This window comes from Pseudomonas sp. GW821-FHT12A04 (genome assembly GCF_058807755.1).
This window is the reverse complement of record NZ_JBXAQZ010000010.1, coordinates 1-15,446: the sequence shown is the minus strand read 5'-3', so window position 1 is coordinate 15,446 and position 15,446 is coordinate 1. Positions and strand designations below refer to the sequence as shown.

At 61.3% G+C, this 15,446-nt stretch carries 15 protein-coding genes; 9 read left to right on the top strand and 6 right to left on the bottom strand.

Features of this window, described 5'->3' with window-relative positions; all coding sequences use genetic code 11:
* Positions 1-87 precede the first annotated feature (87 nt).
* The gene (locus AC1RS8_RS16520) at positions 88-1,191 is read right to left on the bottom strand and encodes an extracellular solute-binding protein (protein WP_489338789.1); all 1,104 of its coding nucleotides are present in this window, start codon (positions 1,189-1,191) and stop codon (positions 88-90) included.
* Between the two features lie 110 nt (positions 1,192-1,301).
* On the opposite strand from AC1RS8_RS16520, the gene AC1RS8_RS16515 reads away from it, so the two are divergent.
* Complete coding sequence (locus tag AC1RS8_RS16515; protein WP_489338788.1) at positions 1,302-2,075, top strand: helix-turn-helix transcriptional regulator; 774 nt, start codon at positions 1,302-1,304, stop codon at positions 2,073-2,075.
* 62 nt (positions 2,076-2,137) lie between these two features.
* Here the strand turns inward: AC1RS8_RS16515 and AC1RS8_RS16510 are convergent, their stop codons facing one another.
* Positions 2,138-3,049 carry a LysR family transcriptional regulator gene (locus AC1RS8_RS16510; protein WP_489338787.1) on the bottom strand — a complete coding sequence of 304 codons (912 nt, stop codon included), beginning with the start codon at positions 3,047-3,049 and terminating at the stop codon, positions 2,138-2,140.
* A gap of 106 nt (positions 3,050-3,155) precedes the next feature.
* Here AC1RS8_RS16510 and AC1RS8_RS16505 point away from each other — a divergent pair, with 106 nt between their 5' ends.
* The 3 genes from AC1RS8_RS16505 to AC1RS8_RS16495 all read left to right on the top strand — a co-directional run bounded on the left by AC1RS8_RS16505 (position 3,156) and on the right by AC1RS8_RS16495 (position 7,495).
* Entirely contained in the window at positions 3,156-4,883 is a 1,728-nt protein-coding gene (locus AC1RS8_RS16505) for an amidohydrolase (RefSeq protein ID WP_489338786.1), read from the top strand.
* A 145-nt stretch (positions 4,884-5,028) separates the two neighbouring features.
* Entirely contained in the window at positions 5,029-6,105 is a 1,077-nt protein-coding gene (locus AC1RS8_RS16500; protein WP_489338785.1) for a C45 family autoproteolytic acyltransferase/hydrolase, read from the top strand.
* A 37-nt stretch (positions 6,106-6,142) separates the two neighbouring features.
* Positions 6,143-7,495, top strand: coding sequence for an MFS transporter (locus AC1RS8_RS16495; protein WP_489338784.1), 1,353 nt, complete (start codon positions 6,143-6,145; stop codon positions 7,493-7,495).
* Here the strand turns inward: AC1RS8_RS16495 and AC1RS8_RS16490 are convergent.
* The 4 genes from AC1RS8_RS16490 to AC1RS8_RS16475 form a co-directional block, all read right to left on the bottom strand.
* Complete coding sequence (locus AC1RS8_RS16490) at positions 7,473-8,420, bottom strand: class I SAM-dependent methyltransferase (RefSeq protein ID WP_489338783.1); 948 nt, start codon at positions 8,418-8,420, stop codon at positions 7,473-7,475. The two genes, AC1RS8_RS16495 and AC1RS8_RS16490, sit on opposite strands and share 23 nt — an antisense overlap.
* 76 nt (positions 8,421-8,496) lie before the next feature.
* Positions 8,497-10,860, bottom strand: a complete 2,364-nt coding sequence (locus AC1RS8_RS16485) for a TonB-dependent receptor (protein WP_340313891.1) — start codon at positions 10,858-10,860, stop codon at positions 8,497-8,499.
* Between the two features lie 101 nt (positions 10,861-10,961).
* Complete coding sequence (locus AC1RS8_RS16480) at positions 10,962-11,498, bottom strand: FecR/PupR family sigma factor regulator (protein ID WP_489338782.1); 537 nt, start codon at positions 11,496-11,498, stop codon at positions 10,962-10,964.
* Positions 11,491-12,024, bottom strand: coding sequence for a sigma-70 family RNA polymerase sigma factor (locus AC1RS8_RS16475; protein WP_493163086.1), 534 nt, complete (start codon positions 12,022-12,024; stop codon positions 11,491-11,493). The genes AC1RS8_RS16480 and AC1RS8_RS16475 overlap by 8 nt, the downstream gene beginning before the upstream one ends.
* A gap of 233 nt (positions 12,025-12,257) precedes the next feature.
* Between AC1RS8_RS16475 and AC1RS8_RS16470 the strand changes: the two genes are divergently transcribed.
* From AC1RS8_RS16470 to AC1RS8_RS16450, 5 genes are all read left to right on the top strand, one after another.
* Positions 12,258-12,875, top strand: a complete 618-nt coding sequence (locus AC1RS8_RS16470; RefSeq protein WP_223504240.1) for a cytochrome b/b6 domain-containing protein — start codon at positions 12,258-12,260, stop codon at positions 12,873-12,875.
* Complete coding sequence (locus tag AC1RS8_RS16465) at positions 12,872-13,657, top strand: molybdopterin-dependent oxidoreductase (RefSeq protein WP_090456473.1); 786 nt, start codon at positions 12,872-12,874, stop codon at positions 13,655-13,657. The genes AC1RS8_RS16470 and AC1RS8_RS16465 overlap by 4 nt, the downstream gene beginning before the upstream one ends.
* 53 nt (positions 13,658-13,710) lie before the next feature.
* Positions 13,711-13,995: a pentapeptide MXKDX repeat protein gene (locus tag AC1RS8_RS16460; RefSeq protein ID WP_489338780.1), complete on the top strand. Its 285-nt coding sequence runs from the start codon at positions 13,711-13,713 to the stop codon at positions 13,993-13,995.
* Positions 13,996-14,225: 230 nt separating this feature from the next.
* Complete coding sequence (locus AC1RS8_RS16455) at positions 14,226-14,633, top strand: response regulator (RefSeq protein ID WP_349736983.1); 408 nt, start codon at positions 14,226-14,228, stop codon at positions 14,631-14,633.
* 60 nt (positions 14,634-14,693) lie between these two features.
* A complete protein-coding gene (locus AC1RS8_RS16450; protein ID WP_489338779.1) occupies positions 14,694-15,356 on the top strand; it encodes an HAD-IA family hydrolase in 663 nt (220 codons plus the stop codon).
* Positions 15,357-15,446: the final 90 nt, after the last annotated feature.

The window sequence follows — 15,446 nt, the reverse complement described above, 5'->3', positions numbered from 1 at the left end:
GATGGGGTCGCTAAATTCAGCATCCATGGCGACTGATCCACCGCTATCGCGAGCAAGCTCGCTCCCACAGGGTTTTGTGGTGTCCGGTCATTGACCGTTTTTGACCTTGCTCCAGATCCGCGTGCGCACGCGCTCGGTAGCGGGTGGCAGTGGCTGGAGGGTGAATAAGGTGGCCATGGCTTCGGCGGGCGGATAGACGGCCGGGTTGCTGCGGGTCGCTTCGGCCACCAGTGTGGTGGCGCTGCGGTTGCCGTTGGGGTAGTTGAGGTGGTCACTGACCGGGGCGATGACTTCGGCGCGCATCAGGTAGTCGATGAAGGCCATGCCTTGTTCCGGGTGCGGAGCGTCCTTGAGCAGCACCAGGGTATCGAACCATACCGGCGCGCCTTCCTTCGGCAAGCTGTAGGCGATCTTCACGCCGTTGCCCGCCTGCTCGGCGGTGGATTTGGCTTCGAGCATCGCGCCGGACCAGCCCACCGCCACGCAGATGTTGCCGTTGGACAGGTCGCTGATGAACTTCGACGAGTTGAAGTAGGCGATGTGCGGACGCAGTTTCAGCAGCAGCGCTTCGGCCTTCTTGTAGTCCTCGGGGTTGGTGCTGTTGGGCGGCAGGCCGAGGTAGTGCAGGGCAACCGGCAGCATCTCCGACGGCGAGTCGAGCATGGCCACGCCGCATTCGCCGAGTTTCGCCAGGTTCTCTTCCTTGAACACCAGGTCCCAGGAATCCACCGGCGCCTTGTCACCCAGCAGCGCGCGCACTTTGTCGATGTTGTAGCCGATACCGTTGGTGCCCCACAGGTAGGGTACGGCGTACTGGTTGCCCGGATCGTTGTTGGCCAGTTTCGCCAGCAGTTCGGTGTCCATGTTCTTGAAGTCCGGCATCTGCGCACGGGGCAGGGGGGCGAGGGCGCCGGCCTTGATCAGCGTGGGCAAACTGAAGTTGCTGGCCACCACCACGTCGTAGCCGCTGCGGCTGGTGAGCAACTTGCCTTCGAGCACTTCGGCGCTGTCGAAGGTGTCGTAGACCGGTGCAATCCCGGTGTCACGCTTGAAGTCCTGCAGGGTGGTGGGGCCGATGTAGTCGTACCAGTTGTACACGTGCACCGTCGGGGCTTCGACCGCAAAAGCCGACAGCGAAACCGCCAGACAGGCGCCAAACCCCAGATTGAAATACAAGCGGTGACGACTCATGATGCGGCACTCCTGGCCTGTTGCGGCCGGTGGTAATCAGGAGTTTGCAGCGTATCGACCAGGGTGGCCTTCACCCATTCCCATCATGGGTTACTCAAAAGGGGTAGTGCGTGGACGCGTTGTTGAAAGAGTTGCCGGTGCATCAGGGGCTGGCGCGGGTCTTTACGGCGGTGGGGCGGGACAGTTTCTGGCGTGCGCTGGTCGATACCCTGCGCTTGCTGGTGCCGCTGGATAACGCGCTGGTGGCGCTGATGCGCCCGGGGCATGTGCCGCGCCTGCTGATTGACTTCGATGCCAAGGGCAACAGTGTTGAGCAGGAAGAACTGGCGGACTACCGCGCCGGCATGTACCTGCTTGATCCGTTCTATCAAGCCGCTTGCGCCGGCATCGCCGACGGCTTGCACAGCCTTGATTCGGTGGCCCCCGACCAGTTCCAGCACAGTGAGTACTACCTGAGTTACTTCAGCACCGTGGTCGGTGGGGACGAATTGCAGTTCATGGTCAACGTCGATGGCGCCGTGCTCGGCCTGTCCCTGGGGCGTTCGACACGCTTCAGCCTCGAGGAGCAGGGCTGTCTGCTGTGCGTGCGTGACTGGGTGCTGGCGGCGATGCGCCGACACCTGGATTTGCTGCCACTGGAAGGGCCGGTCGCCGAACCACCGGCCGGCGATCTGGCGACCTTGCTCGATCGCTTCGACGCACGCCTGACCCTGCGGGAAATCGAAACCGCGCGCCTGATTCTCCAGGGGTTCTCCAGCAAGGCCATCGCCCAGCAAATGGGCATCTCCCCGGAGACGGTGAAGGTGCATCGGCGCAACCTCTATCACAAGCTCAACGTGAACGGGCATGGCGAGTTGTTTGCACTGGTGTTGCAGCCGCGTTAATCCGGATTGTCTGGTTGACCAGGCCGTTGCCTTCGCGGTCTTTATTGGCTTGATCCAACCTTTCAGGCCTGCTGTTCCTGCCAATGCGCCTTGAGGTATTGGATGAACACTTTCACCTTGCGCGTATTGCGCCGGTGGGCCAGGTACAGCACGTAGACCCACGGCCCGAACGCGCTGGGTTCACGCCAGTACTGGGGCATCAACTCGACCAGCTCACCGCGCGCCAGATAGGGCGCGGCACTCCACTGCGGGATGAACTGCAAGCCCTGGCCATCGAGCAGGCAGGCCAGGAGAAAGTCGTAGTTATCACTGGCCACCCGTGGCGTCGGCTGTGTCAGGCGTATCCGTTGCTCGCCTTGCTTGACCCACCAGAAATGCCGATTCAGTAGCGGATGGCGGAATATCAGCCAGTCATGCTGCTGATAATTTTCCAGTGAAACATCCTCGCCTTTGCGCGCCAGGTACGTCGGACTGGCGCACAGCAACATCTGGTTTTCCACTACCGGCTGCGCGATCACCCCAGGCAGGTCGATGGGGCCGTCGCGCAGGGCGAGGTCGTAGCCGCCGTCCACCGGGTCTTCGAAGTTATCGCTCAGGTCCACTTCCAGTTTGACCTGCGGATGCGCGGTCAAAAAGCGACAGCACACCTGGTTGAGAAACGCTGGCGCGAACGAGGGCGGGGCGGTGATCCGCAAGTCACCGCGCAGTTCATGTTGCAACTGCTCCACGTCTTCGGTGGCCAGTTGTAGTTGCATCAGCGCCTGGCGTGCGCCTTCCAGGTAGATGCGGCCCGCTTCGGTCAGCGCCATGCGCCGGGTGGTGCGGTCGAACAGGCGCGTGCCGAGTTCTTCCTCCAGTTGGGCCACGGCCTTGGTCAAGGCCGAAGGGGTTTTGCCGAGCAGGTCGGCGGCGCGGCTGAAATTACCCTGTTCGGCGGTGGCGACGAACATGGTCAGGGCACTCATTTTGTCCATTTATCTATTCCTGATAGGCACAGAAGTTGTGCGGGAGCAGGCATTCAGTTCTCGATTCGGCTTGGATAGTCTTGGCTACAGCCCAACAAAAATAAAGAGCCATCCCATGAAACAGATTCTGACCCTGGCCGCGTCACTTGTTCTGGCCTGTTCCTCGATGGAAAGTATGGCCGCTGTCGATCTCATCCTGCACAACGCCCGGGTGTACACCGCCGAACCTGGCCAGCCCTTGCAGCAGGCCATTGCGGTCGAGAACGGCAAGGTCTCGGCGGTGGGTTCCGATGCTCAAGTGCTGCGGCTCAAACAGCCGGACACGCGCATCATCGACCTGGGTGGCAAGGTGCTGATGCCAGGGTTTATCGACTCGCACTCGCACACGGTGAAGGGCGGCCTGCAATTGCGTCAGGCCAATCTGGACGGCGAGTTGCTGCCGCTCGATGAGCTGGAAAAGCGCCTGCGTCAATGGCGCGAAGACGGCAAGGCCAAACGCGGTGATGTCCTCAGTGTCGGCGGCTTGCCATCGACTTACTGGAACCGGATCGAGGCGCTTGAGCAGCGCTTCAATCAGGGGGAATGGGCGGATACACCCATTCTCTTTCTGGGCTGGGACCTGCACACGGGGTGGGCCAACCGGGCCATGCTCCAGCGTGCCGGCGTCGATGCCGCGCGGGTCAAGGCGCTGAAGGACGAGGAGCAGGCCACGATAGGGCATCACTCCGATGGGCGTCCGAATGGCTTCCTGGTCGACGCCGGCCTGTATCCGGTGCAGGCCTTGCTAGCAGCCCCGACCACCGAGGAGTTGATGGCGGGCGGGCGCGCAGCACTGGACTACTACAAGAGCCTGGGCATCACTGGCTGGATGGACCCGATCGCCAATGAAATCCCCGGCGGCGATGTGAACAATCAGTCGGTGGGGGTGCTGCCCATCTACAAAGCGTTGGCCGAACGCGGGGAGCTGACCGCTCATGTGGCCGCACTGCTGATGGCGGACTCGAAAGCCACGCCGGCCGATCTCGATGAGTTGGACAAGGTGCGTCAGCAGTTTCTCGGCGTGCCCAACCTGACCCTGCCGGGGATCAAGGTGTTTGCCGACGGCGTGGCGGAAGTTCCGGCACAAAGCGCCGCCATGCTGGAGCCCTACAAGAACTCGAAGAAATCCGGCGAGTTGCTGATCGACCCGGCGCACTTCGGCGAACTGGTCAGCGCCGCCGACGCCCGCGGCTGGCTGGTGCACATCCATGCGATTGGCGACCGCGCAGTGCGTGAATCGCTCAACGGCATCGAGCAAGCGCGCAAGGACCGGAAAAGCGGGATTGCCCATTCCATCACGCACGTGCAGATGGTCAATCCGCAGGAATTCGCCCGCTTCAAAACCCTCAACGTGATTGCCTCGATGCAGCTGTATTGGGCCATGGCCGATGAGTCGAGCGTGGACCTGGTCAAGCCCTATGTCAGCGCCATGGCCTTCATGTATTCGTACCCGGCCCGCTCACTGCTGAAGAACGGCGCGACCATTGCCGGTGCCAGCGACTGGCCGATCACCACGCCGGATCCGTGGAAGGCGATCTACCAGGCGGTCAGCCGCAAAGGTCCCAAAGGCGTGCTCAACGCTGACGAAGACATCGACCGCCAGACCATGTTCCAGGCCTACACCCTCAACGCCGCCCGCACTTTGCGCCTCGAGGATCAGATCGGTTCGCTCAAGCCGGGCAAACAGGCCGACATGATCGTCCTCGACCGTGATGTCTTCACGGTCAAGCCAGAGGCCCTGCGCGATACCCGGGTGCTGCAGACCTGGTTCGCCGGCCGCGAAATTTTCGCCCGTAAATCCTGACCCCCCCACAACCCGGAACCTGTAGGAGCGAGCCTGCTCGCGATGACGTCATCACATCCAACATTGATGTCGACTGACCCACCGCTATCGCGAGCAAGCTCGCTCCCACAGGCTGAATGCCAACGCAAAAAAAGGACCACCGCTCGTGAAACTGCATTGCTTCGTCACCGACACCCAAAACCCGCAAGTCCGAGGCCAGCAAATTGGCGAAACCTGGGGCGCACAGATCGGCAAGACGGTGGCGCTCTATCTCGATTTTTTCAATCAGGTCGGTGTTATGCCCGAGCAGGTGCGCTCGATCGGCGAAGCCAGCCTGCAAGCACTCACCGACTGGAGCCCAAGCCTGGCCCGGGAGCTGGAAGCCACGGCCGAAGGTGCCGGGATTGCCCTGTGGCAACTGGCGAGCCTGAATGCCCGTACGGAAATTCTTGCGGTGATGCCAGCCTCGCTCGAAGGTGAATGTTCGACGGCGGTGCATGCGCCAGCGGGGGCTGATGCGCCCAGGACCATCCAGACCTGGGACTGGCACGATTCCCTGGTGCCCCACGGCATGCTGTTGCAACTCACGGCCAGCTCCGGACTCACCGTCAAGCTGTTCACCGAGTTCGGCATGCTCGGCAAGATCGGCGTGAACAGCGCAGGCATCGGGCTGCACTTCAACATCCTGCACCACGCCAGTGACAACGCCGTGGCCGGGGTGCCAGTGCATGCGATTGCCCGGCGGATTCTGGAGGAGGCCACCAGCGTAGAAGAGGCGATTGCCCTGGCGCGATCGGCGCGGGTCAGTGCCTCGACGGTGCTGACGGTGTTCTCCCGCAGCGATGCATCGCCACGTGCGGCGAGCATTGAAATGTCCGCCGCCGGCACCGCCGTGGTTTTGCCCGGTGAGGACGGCTGGATCACCCACACCAACCACTTTCTCGACGCGGCACTCAGCCTTGGCGAGCGGACGCCGGACGCTTCGACCACCTACGCACGCCTGGCTCATGTCAATGCAGCGCGGGTTGACATGGTCCATGGCGACTTGAATCGCCGGGCGGCGGCCATGTGCGGTGCCGCCGGCGACGAGGCGCCGATCTGTTTCCATCCGGACCTGAGCATGCCGGCCACCGAGCGCTGGGAAACCCTGCTGACCATCGGCATCGACAGCGAACACGGCGTCCTCGAATACGCTGCCGGCAACCCGATGCAACTGGCCCGCGACGGCTTTCAGCGGTTCTGAACCGGCGTCCTCCATAACAACAAAAAGAGCACTCGATATGGCTAGTAACGGTCATTCCACGGCGGGTTCGCAATCCGCCCTCAGAACCTTCTTCGTCTCCGGCATGGGTACCGCGCTGGAGTTCTATGACTTCGTCATCTACGGCACGGCGGCGGCGCTGGTATTTCCCAAGGTGTTCTTTCCGCAGATGGACCCACTCACCGCCACGTTGTTTGCCTTCGCGGCCTTTGGCGCGGGCTTTTTTGCCCGTCCGTTGGGCGGCATGGTCTTCGGGCACTACGGTGACAAGAGCGGCCGACAGAAAATGCTGGTGATCACCCTGTTACTGATGGGCCTGAGCACCTTTTTGATCGGCTGTCTGCCGGGCTATTCGTCGATAGGCCTGGCAGCACCGGCACTCCTGGTGCTGCTGCGGTTGATACAAGGTTTCGCCGCTGGCGGCGAGTGGGGCGGGGCGGCGCTGTTCGGCATCGAATCGGCACCACCCGGTCGACGAGGACTGTGGGGCAGTTTCACCAGCATGGGCATCGGCATCGGTGGCATCCTGGGGGCAGCGGTGTTCGGCATCGTCAGTGTCGCCTCGAACGATAACCTTGCCGATTTCGCCTGGCGCATCCCGTTCTGGCTGGGCGGTCTGCTGGTGCTGATCGGGCTCTATGCGCGGCTGCAAAAACCGGTGGCACAGCCAGTCGAACACAAAACGCAGGCACGCATTCCCCTGGTCGCGGCACTGCGGGCACGCCCGAAGGAAATGCTGCTGTGCACCGGGATCGCGTTTGGCTACGTGACCATCGCCTACATCGGCAGCACGTTCTTTTTGTCGTATGCCACCCAACTCGGCTACAGCAGCACGGACGCGCTGATCTTCGACTTTTCGTTGTCGGTGGCCATCGTGGTGACAGCTCCGCTGTTTGCCCTGCTGTCCGACCGGGTCGGCCGACGCAAAGTCATGATCCTCGGCGCAATCATCATGGCCATCGGGTTCTTTGCCTTCTTCCCGTTGGTCGGCATGAAAAGCCTGTGGGTATCGACCCTCGCGTACATCGCGGTCGGTGCATTCATGGGGGCGACCCAGGGGCCGATTCCGGCCTTTCTCGCAGAGCAGTTCCCCCGGGAGATGCGCTATTCGGGGATGTCCGCCGCCTACCAGATCGGCGCAGCACTGGGCGGCGGTACGGCGTCGAGCGTGGCCACGGCGATCCTGATTGCCACCAACCACAATGCAGTCGGGGTTGCGGTATATGGCTCGGTGGCGTTGGCGATTGTCGCGGTTTGCTCGTTCTTCCTGAGGGAAACGGCGCACTTGAGCATGGCGCAGATTGATGAAGTGTCGAGGGATGAGGGCGTGCTGCCCGCCGCAACGACGGTCAGTCGGTCAGGCGCTGCTTGAACACCAACGCCTTCAACCCACACTCGACATCCGCATCCGGAAACTCCGGCGGGTTCTCCAGCCGCTGTTCGAACCGCAGGTTTGGCGCTTCGCGGGTCACGCCGTCAATCAGGAAGTCGGCACCGAACGCCGGGTCGTTCATGCACGCCAGCACGGTACCCTGGGGGCTGAGCAATTCCGGCAATCGACGCAACACTCGCTGGTAGTCCTTGGTCAGCAAAAAGCTGCCTTTCTGGAACGACGGCGGGTCGATGATCACCAGGTCGTACGGGCCTTTGCCGATCACCTTGCCCCAGGACTTGAACAGGTCGTGGCCGAGGAAACCGACCTTGCTCATGTCGTGGCCGTTGAGCCGGTGGTTGTCACGGCCACGGTTCAAGGCCGGGCTCGACATGTCGAGGTTGACCACGTGGCTCGCGCCGCCTTCGATGGCCGCCACCGAAAAACCGCAGGTGTAGGCGAACAGGTTCAACACCCGCTTGCCCTCGGCATTGGCCCGCACCCAGTCGCGACCGTAGCGCATGTCGAGGAACAGCCCGGTGTTCTGTTTGCGGCCCAGGTCTACCCGGTACTTCAGGCCACCCTCGGTGATGGTCATTTCCTCGATGACGTCCCCCAGCAGCCACTCGGTGGTGCTTTGCAGCAAGTAGCGATGTTGCAGCAACAGGGTGTGGGCGCCGGACTGGGCCCATTGCGCTGACTCGGTGATCGCCATCAGCAACTGCTTCAAGCCTTCCAGTTGCTCAGCTTCCGGTTCCTTGAACAGCGCCACCAGCACGACGCCCTGCAACCAGTCCACGGTCACTTGCTCCAGCCCGGGCCAGCAGCGGCCACGGCCGTGGAACAGGCGGCGGGTTTCGGCGGGGGCTGCCGCGAGGGCGGTCAGCAGGTGCTGGTTGAGAGTGGCGAGGGCTTCAGGGTTCATCGGGTCGGTTCGGTGGCGTGAAAGGGGCAGCATTCTAAACCCAATTGCCCCCTCAACGAACCGTTAGCGCAAGCGTTTACCAGTCCACCGAATAGCTGACGGCCAATCGACGTCCTTCGGCATTCGGGTATGGCGCGGCGGCATTGGCTTGCATGTAGAGCGTTTGATAGTTGCGGTCGCTCAGGTTGTAGATGCCCAGGTCCAGTTTGCCGACCGGTAGCGCCACGCCAGCCAACAGATCGACCGTGGTGTAGCCTTCGATTTTACGACCGTTCCCGTCCTGGAATCCGGCGTCGTAGCTTTCCAGGCGAAGGGCCTGCAATCGCAGGTTGTAGTCGCTCTGCTCATAGGCGATGAAGGCCGTGGTTTTGGCAGGTGAGATGCGGGTGGCCGGCAGGTCGCGCCATTCGCCGTTCTGATGGGTTTCACCTTTGGTCCAGGCATAGGTTCCGCCCAGCGACCAGGCATCGTCCAGGTGATAGGCAAGACTGGTCTCGATGCCACGCACGCGTTCTTTCTGGTCGATAAGACGCTGCGCACGTGTGACGGAATCGTAGTACTGAGTCACGTCGGAACGGTTTTCGAACACGGTGATGTTGCCTTGCAGCGAATCCCAATCCCCACGCCAGCCCAGTTCGTAACTGTCAACCTTGATGGCCTGGGCGTTGAGGTCCTGGATGTCATAGCTGCCGCGAACATCACGCAGGAAACGCTGGACATCGGGCAACGAGAAACCCTGGCTGAAATTGACGAAAACATCCTGCGCACTGCTGATGTGATAAACCGCGCCGAGGTTGTAGAGGGTGTCTTCGTACTTCAGCGTGCCGCCCGGCAGCACCTCGGTCACCCCCGCTTGCCAGATGCCGCCAAAGGCAATGCTGTCGGCGACGTCGCTGTGAATCCATTCATGCCGCGCACCGCCGCGCAGTGTCCAGTCGCCGATGTCCCAGCTCGACTGGGCGAAGAGCGCGGTGGTGTTGGTTTCGATGTCGGGGCCGAATGCATAGCGCTGACCCGTCGGCGTATAGACCAGCCCATCGACGCTGTAGCGGTCGCCGTGCTGGCTGATGCGTTCATTCTCGAAGTCGGCACCCCAGACCAGGCTGCCGGTGGCGCTGCCAATCGAGGGCAACGCACTGTCCACGGCGGTGCGCACGCCATAGACATCGGCCTGGCTTTCGGAGGCGACGACCCCGGCATTGGCGCCCCAGTTGTAAGGGAAGAAACGTGCCTCTTGTTTGCGCCAGTAGCTTTCCACCTGCAATTGCTGGCCGAACAGATCCTGATCGCTGTAATTGAAGTTCACCGCCTGATTATGGGTAAACGGCTGATCACTCAGCTGCAAACCCTTGACCGCCACTGACTCACCATTGCGAACGCCGGCCACGTAACCGGTGTCTTGCTTGTCCTCGTATTCCTGCAAGGAAAGGCTCAGGCGTCGATCGTCATCCAGATCAAAGCCGAATCTGGCGTGCAGGTCATGGCTCTCGGTGTCCATGTTGCTGCCCTGAAAAGCTTCCTGGGCGATGCGATTACCATTGCCGTCGAATTGATCGTTGCGTTGCAACAGGTCGGCCGACAGGTACCAGTCGAAGGCTTTCTCACGCCCGGTCACGCTCTGGAAGACATCGTAGGCAAAGCCTTTGCTATTGAAATTGTCGGCGCTGCTGATGCCCACGCGACTGCTCAATGCCAAGGGTTGTCCTTCGTTGCGTTTGGTGATGACGTTGATGATCCCCCCGGAAGCGCCGGCACCGTAAAGGCTGCTGGCGCCTGAGACCACTTCGATGCGCTCGATGCTCGATGGCGCGATGCTGTTGAGTTGGCGTGACACATCGCGACTGGCGTTCTGGGATACACCATCGATCAGCACCAGCACGTTACGTCCGCGTATGGTCTGGCCATAGTTGCTCATGGTCCCGGAGGAGGGCGCCAAACCCGGGACCAGCGTGCCGAGAATGTCGGCCACGTTGCGCCCGGCAGCGGACTGTTGCGCAATGTCCTTTTGCGATATCAGCTGCACGGTGCCGGGAATCGAGGCGATGCTGGCTTCGCTGCGGGTGGCGGAAACCACCGTGTCGGACAACGCCAGCGGACCGTTGCCCAGTTCCATCGGTGCCGGCGCCGGTTGCAGGATGACGCTGTTGTCCCCGCTGAAGCGCCATTGCAGGCCGCTGTCGCGCAGCACGGCATTGAGCGCCTGTTCAGCGTTGTAGTCACCTTGCAACGACGGCGCCGATTTGCCACGCAGCAGTGCCGCGTCGACACCGATGGAGAGCCCGGTTTGAGTGGCCAGCGCCGTCAGCGCGGTTTCCAGCGGCTGGCTCGCCAACTCGAAGTGCCAGGTGTCTGTCGCGGTGTCGGCGAAGGCCGGTGCGGCGCAGCTCAAGGCCAGTGCCAGAGCGCTCAGGCGAAAGAGGGAAAAGGTCTGGTTGGTCATTGTTGTTGCCCATGGAATCGACTGTATTAACTCCAATGACCGGGCTGAAATGAAATCGGGCAGTTGTCTTGAAGATTTTTTTCGAGGCTCTTTCCAGAGACTCAGCGTTTGCGCACCTGGATTAGCAACTGGCTGTAACTCTCGACGCGTATCGGCAAGGCCGCCTGCAACAACGCCAGCGCGGCATCGCTGTCTTGTGCCGGCAGCACGCCCGTAAAGCGCAGGGCCTGCAATTGCGCATCCGACACCCAGATAATGCCCCGACGATGCCGTTCAATTTCGGCCAGTACCTCGGGCAATGGCCTGTCATGGAAGATCAGTTGGGCGCGGGGCGACATCGGTGCCTGCGTGCCGGGCGCGATCCAGGTTTGCACCGGCAGGAACTGGGCGAGGGCGATTGCCGCCGGTAACACCAGCGCTGCGCCAATCAGGCGCGCGCGACGAGGCCGGGTTTTCGTGGGCGGTGACAGCGATTGCCACAGTTGCTGGAGTTGTTCGAACAGTTGCGCATGGCGTGCATCCGCGTCCCGCCAGGCGTTGAATTCGGCCAGTTCGGCAGTCGTCGGGTTCTCGTCCAGACGCACCAGCCACAGTGCCGCCTGCTCGCGGATCTGCTCCTGAACAAGGCCGTCAGTCATCGTTCAATCCATCGGGCAGGGCGTCGAACAGACGGGCGTGGCAGTGCGCAAGCGACTTGGCCAGGTACTGCTTGACGCTGCTTTCTGAGACCTTGAGGTGCCTGGCAATCTGGGCATAAGAACAGCCATCGATACGCGACATCAGGAACGCCTGGCGCGGTTTCTCCTCCAGTTCTTCCAACAAGAGCAGCAGGACTTTACCGAGCAACTGGTTTATCGCGTTGATCCGTTCCGGGCCTTGCTGGGTCTGTTGATCAAGCAGAACAGCCATGCTGCGCAGGGTTTCCGCTTCGACCTGGCGGCGATGGTACTGATTGATCAACAGGCGATTGGCCGCCACCAGCAGATAGGCCCGCGGCTCCTGCAACGTCGGCAGCACGTCCAGGCCCAGCAGTTTGACGAAGGTGTCATGGGCCACGTCAGCCGCGTTTTCGGGACAACCGAGCTTTTTACGCAGCCAGCCGAAAAGCCAGCCGTGATGCCCACGGTAAAGCTCGGAAAGGGACGAAGCGGACTGGCCCGACACGACGAAACCTCGAACGAAGATAATTCGCAAATGGGAAGTTGTTGCAGTTGCGAATGCTGTCATGTCGCAACGCGCCGTTCAAGTCCGTTGATGACGAGGTTGATTGTCGGGAGGCAGAAAGCGGGGCACGTGTCCCGAGAGTTATCACGTTTAATTTAACTTTGCGTGAGGATTTGGCGATCTTCCGGCTTCCATACTCGGCTCCAACGAACAACAACAAACGGGAGCCGGACATGTCGCAGACAACTGCTTCACCCAAGGCCAGCCATCCACGCTGGCTGCGGCTGACCCATTGGCTCAACGCCCTGGCGGTGCTGGTGATGGTCACCAGCGGTTGGCGCATCTATAACGCCTCGCCGCTCTACGATTTCAGCTTTCCCAATTCGATCACCCTCGGCGGCTGGCTGGCAGGCGCGCTGCAATGGCACTTCGCGGCGATGTGGTTCCTGGCGATCAACGGTCTGATTTACCTGGCGTTCAACCTGTTCAGCGGGCGCCTGAAGCGGCGTTTCTTCCCGGTCTCGCCCAAAGGCGTGTTGCACGACCTGTGGGCCGCCTTGCGGGGAAAACTCGGGCACGCCGACCTCAATCATTACAACCAGGTGCAGCGTTTTGCATACCTGTTCGTGATGGTCGACATCCTCCTGCTGGTGCTCTCCGGGCTGGTGTTGTGGAAGTCGGTGCAGTTTCCGCTGTTGCGTGAGTTGCTGTTCGGCTACGAGGGGGCACGTCGCGTGCACTTCTTCGCCATGGCATTGCTGGTGGCCTTCGTGGCGGTGCATCTGGTGATGGTCGCACTGGTTCCAAAAACGCTGTGGGCCATGATCGTCGGCCACAAGGAGCAGGTATGAAAAAGCGCATTCAGGTAGCCGGGCTGGACGAGGATTCGATCCTCACCGATGCCCGCAAGATCCTCGCGCCACAGATCGAGGACCGCTCGCGCCGCTCGTTCCTGTTGCGCGGCCTGACCCTTGGCGGCGTGGCGATGCTGTCCGGCTGCAACATCACTGACAACGACAGTGTTGAGACTGCGCTGTCGTCCATGTCGCGCTTCAACGACCGGGTGCAAGGCTGGCTGTTCAACCCCAACGCGATGGCGCCGACCTACCCCGAATCGATGATCACCCGGCCGTTTCCCTTCAATGCCTTCTACGGCATCGACGAAGCGCCGACGGTGGAGGAGGAGGGCTATCGCCTGGAAGTCACCGGCCTGGTCGCCGACAAGCGCAGCTGGCGCCTCGAAGAGCTAAGGGCCATGGCCCAGACCGAGCAGATCACCCGGCACATTTGCGTCGAAGGCTGGAGCGCGATCGGGCGTTGGGGCGGCGTGCGCTTCAGCGATTTCCTCAAGCGCATCGGCGCCGACACCGATGCCAAATACGTCGGTTTCAAATGCGCCGACGACTACTACACCAGCATCGACATGGCCACCGCGCTGCATGCGCAAACCCTGTTGGCGCTGACCTGGGACGGCGCGGTGCTGCCGCGCGAATACGGCTTCCCGATGAAGCTGCGCATGCCCACCAAGCTTGGCTACAAGAACCCCAAACACATTCAGGCGATTTTCGTCAGCAACACCTACAGCGGCGGCTACTGGGAAGACCAGGGCTACAACTGGTTCGGTGGCAGCTGATGAACGTGCGAAACATTCACCGTCCGCAAACCCGTGCTCCAAGGAGATCCATCATGAAAAAGTTGACCACTGTTGTTCTGTCCATGTGCCTGGCCGTTGGTGCTGCCTCTGTGTTTGCCGCTACTGCTGTTGATAACGGCAGCATGAGCAAGGACTCGATGTCCAAAGACGCCATGTCCAAGGATGCGATGAAGAAGACCGATTCGATGTCCAGGGACGCCATGTCCAAAGACGGCATGTCCAAAGACGGCATGTCCAAGGATGCAATGTCCAAGGACGCGATGAAGAAAGATGCCATGTCCAAGGACAGCATGAGCAAAGACGCCATGTCGCAATAATCAAAGGCAACACAAAACCTGTGGGAGCGAGCTTGCTCGCGATGAGGGCCTGACAGTCGAATCCCTGTTGACTGGCACGCCGCCATCGCGAGCAAGCTCGCTCCCACAGGTTTTCCTATTGTCGATCTGCTGTATCAAAAATGAATTTCCACCGATTCCGCTGCTCATACCTTTTAGGTGGCGGATCAGAACCCGCGAAATCATCGAGGCAATCAGGGAGCGGCACGGTCATGAGTCGAGTACCGACGGCGGGTGGGGATCTTCCTGGCGGGTTGATTCTGGTGGTTGAGGACGACCCGCTGATCCTGGAGTTTCTCTGTGAAATTCTTCAGGAGGAAGGTTTTGTCGTCGAACCGCAAATCAGCGCGGACGCGGCAGCGATTTATCTGGAGCAGCATGCGCCACAGGTGGGCATGCTGCTGACAGACATCACCATGCCCGGCACGCTCAACGGCGCGGACCTGGCCAACCAGTTCGGCGATCGCTGGCCGGACAAGCCGATCATGATCATGTCCGGTTTCGAAACCCCTGAAAGCGCAGGCGTGCGGCATGCGGTCTCTTTCATCAAGAAACCCTGGATGATTGGCGGGCTGCTCGATTGCGTGGACCAGACCTTCAAGTCCAAACGACTCAACTGACCAGCGCGCAGATGCTACATTGCCGGGCAAATCCGTCCGGCACCTGCGAGGTTCTTTTCCTTGTCCGATCACTCTGTATTCAACTCGACTTACCGAGCCTTTCTGTTCGATATGGACGGCACCGTCCTGACGTCCATTGCCGCCGCCGAGCGGGTCTGGACCACCTGGGCCGTGCGCCATGGTGTCGATGTCGACAGCTTCCTGCCGACCATTCACGGTGCCCGCGCCATCGACACCATCAGGCGCCTGGACTTGCCCGGGGTGGATGCCGAGGCCGAAGCCGCGTGGATTACCGAAGCGGAAGTCGTCGACGTCGACGGGGTACTGGAAGTGGCTGGCGCGGCGAAATTCTTGCGGTCCTTGCCAGCCGGCCAATGGGCCATCGTCACTTCCGCCCCGCGGGAACTGGCGTTGCGGCGGATGGCGGCGGCGGGGATACCGGAGCCTGACGTCATGATTACGGCCGAGGACGTCACGGTCGGCAAACCCGATCCGGTGGGGTACAAACTCGCGGCCCGGCGCTTGGGTGTCGAGCCTGAGCAGTGCCTGGTTTTTGAGGACGCCACGGTGGGGATTCTGGCGGCCGAGGCGGCGGGGGCGGACTTGATGATTGTCACGGCGACCCATGAGCAGCCGATCGAGACGTTGCATGCGACGTTGGCGAGTTATGAATCGGTGCGGGTTCTGGTGGATGCCGAAGGTCTGCATCTGCACGCCGTCTAATGTGGGAGCGAGCTTGCTCGCGATAGCAATTTTCCAGTCAAATCAATAGCAAACAGGTAGACGCTATCGCGAGCAAGCTCGCTCCCACAG

Coding starts and splice junctions, on each gene's coding strand:
- AC1RS8_RS16510 (WP_489338787.1), bottom strand. CDS start 3,049: ATGGACAAAATGAGTGCCCTGACCATGTTCGTCGCCACCGCCGAACAG.
- AC1RS8_RS16485 (WP_340313891.1), bottom strand. CDS start 10,860: ATGACCAACCAGACCTTTTCCCTCTTTCGCCTGAGCGCTCTGGCACTG.
- AC1RS8_RS16495 (WP_489338784.1), top strand. CDS start 6,143: ATGGCTAGTAACGGTCATTCCACGGCGGGTTCGCAATCCGCCCTCAGA.
- AC1RS8_RS16460 (WP_489338780.1), top strand. CDS start 13,711: ATGAAAAAGTTGACCACTGTTGTTCTGTCCATGTGCCTGGCCGTTGGT.
- AC1RS8_RS16470 (WP_223504240.1), top strand. CDS start 12,258: ATGTCGCAGACAACTGCTTCACCCAAGGCCAGCCATCCACGCTGGCTG.
- AC1RS8_RS16455 (WP_349736983.1), top strand. CDS start 14,226: ATGAGTCGAGTACCGACGGCGGGTGGGGATCTTCCTGGCGGGTTGATT.
- AC1RS8_RS16465 (WP_090456473.1), top strand. CDS start 12,872: ATGAAAAAGCGCATTCAGGTAGCCGGGCTGGACGAGGATTCGATCCTC.
- AC1RS8_RS16490 (WP_489338783.1), bottom strand. CDS start 8,420: ATGAACCCTGAAGCCCTCGCCACTCTCAACCAGCACCTGCTGACCGCC.
- AC1RS8_RS16520 (WP_489338789.1), bottom strand. CDS start 1,191: ATGAGTCGTCACCGCTTGTATTTCAATCTGGGGTTTGGCGCCTGTCTG.
- AC1RS8_RS16505 (WP_489338786.1), top strand. CDS start 3,156: ATGAAACAGATTCTGACCCTGGCCGCGTCACTTGTTCTGGCCTGTTCC.
- AC1RS8_RS16480 (WP_489338782.1), bottom strand. CDS start 11,498: ATGACTGACGGCCTTGTTCAGGAGCAGATCCGCGAGCAGGCGGCACTG.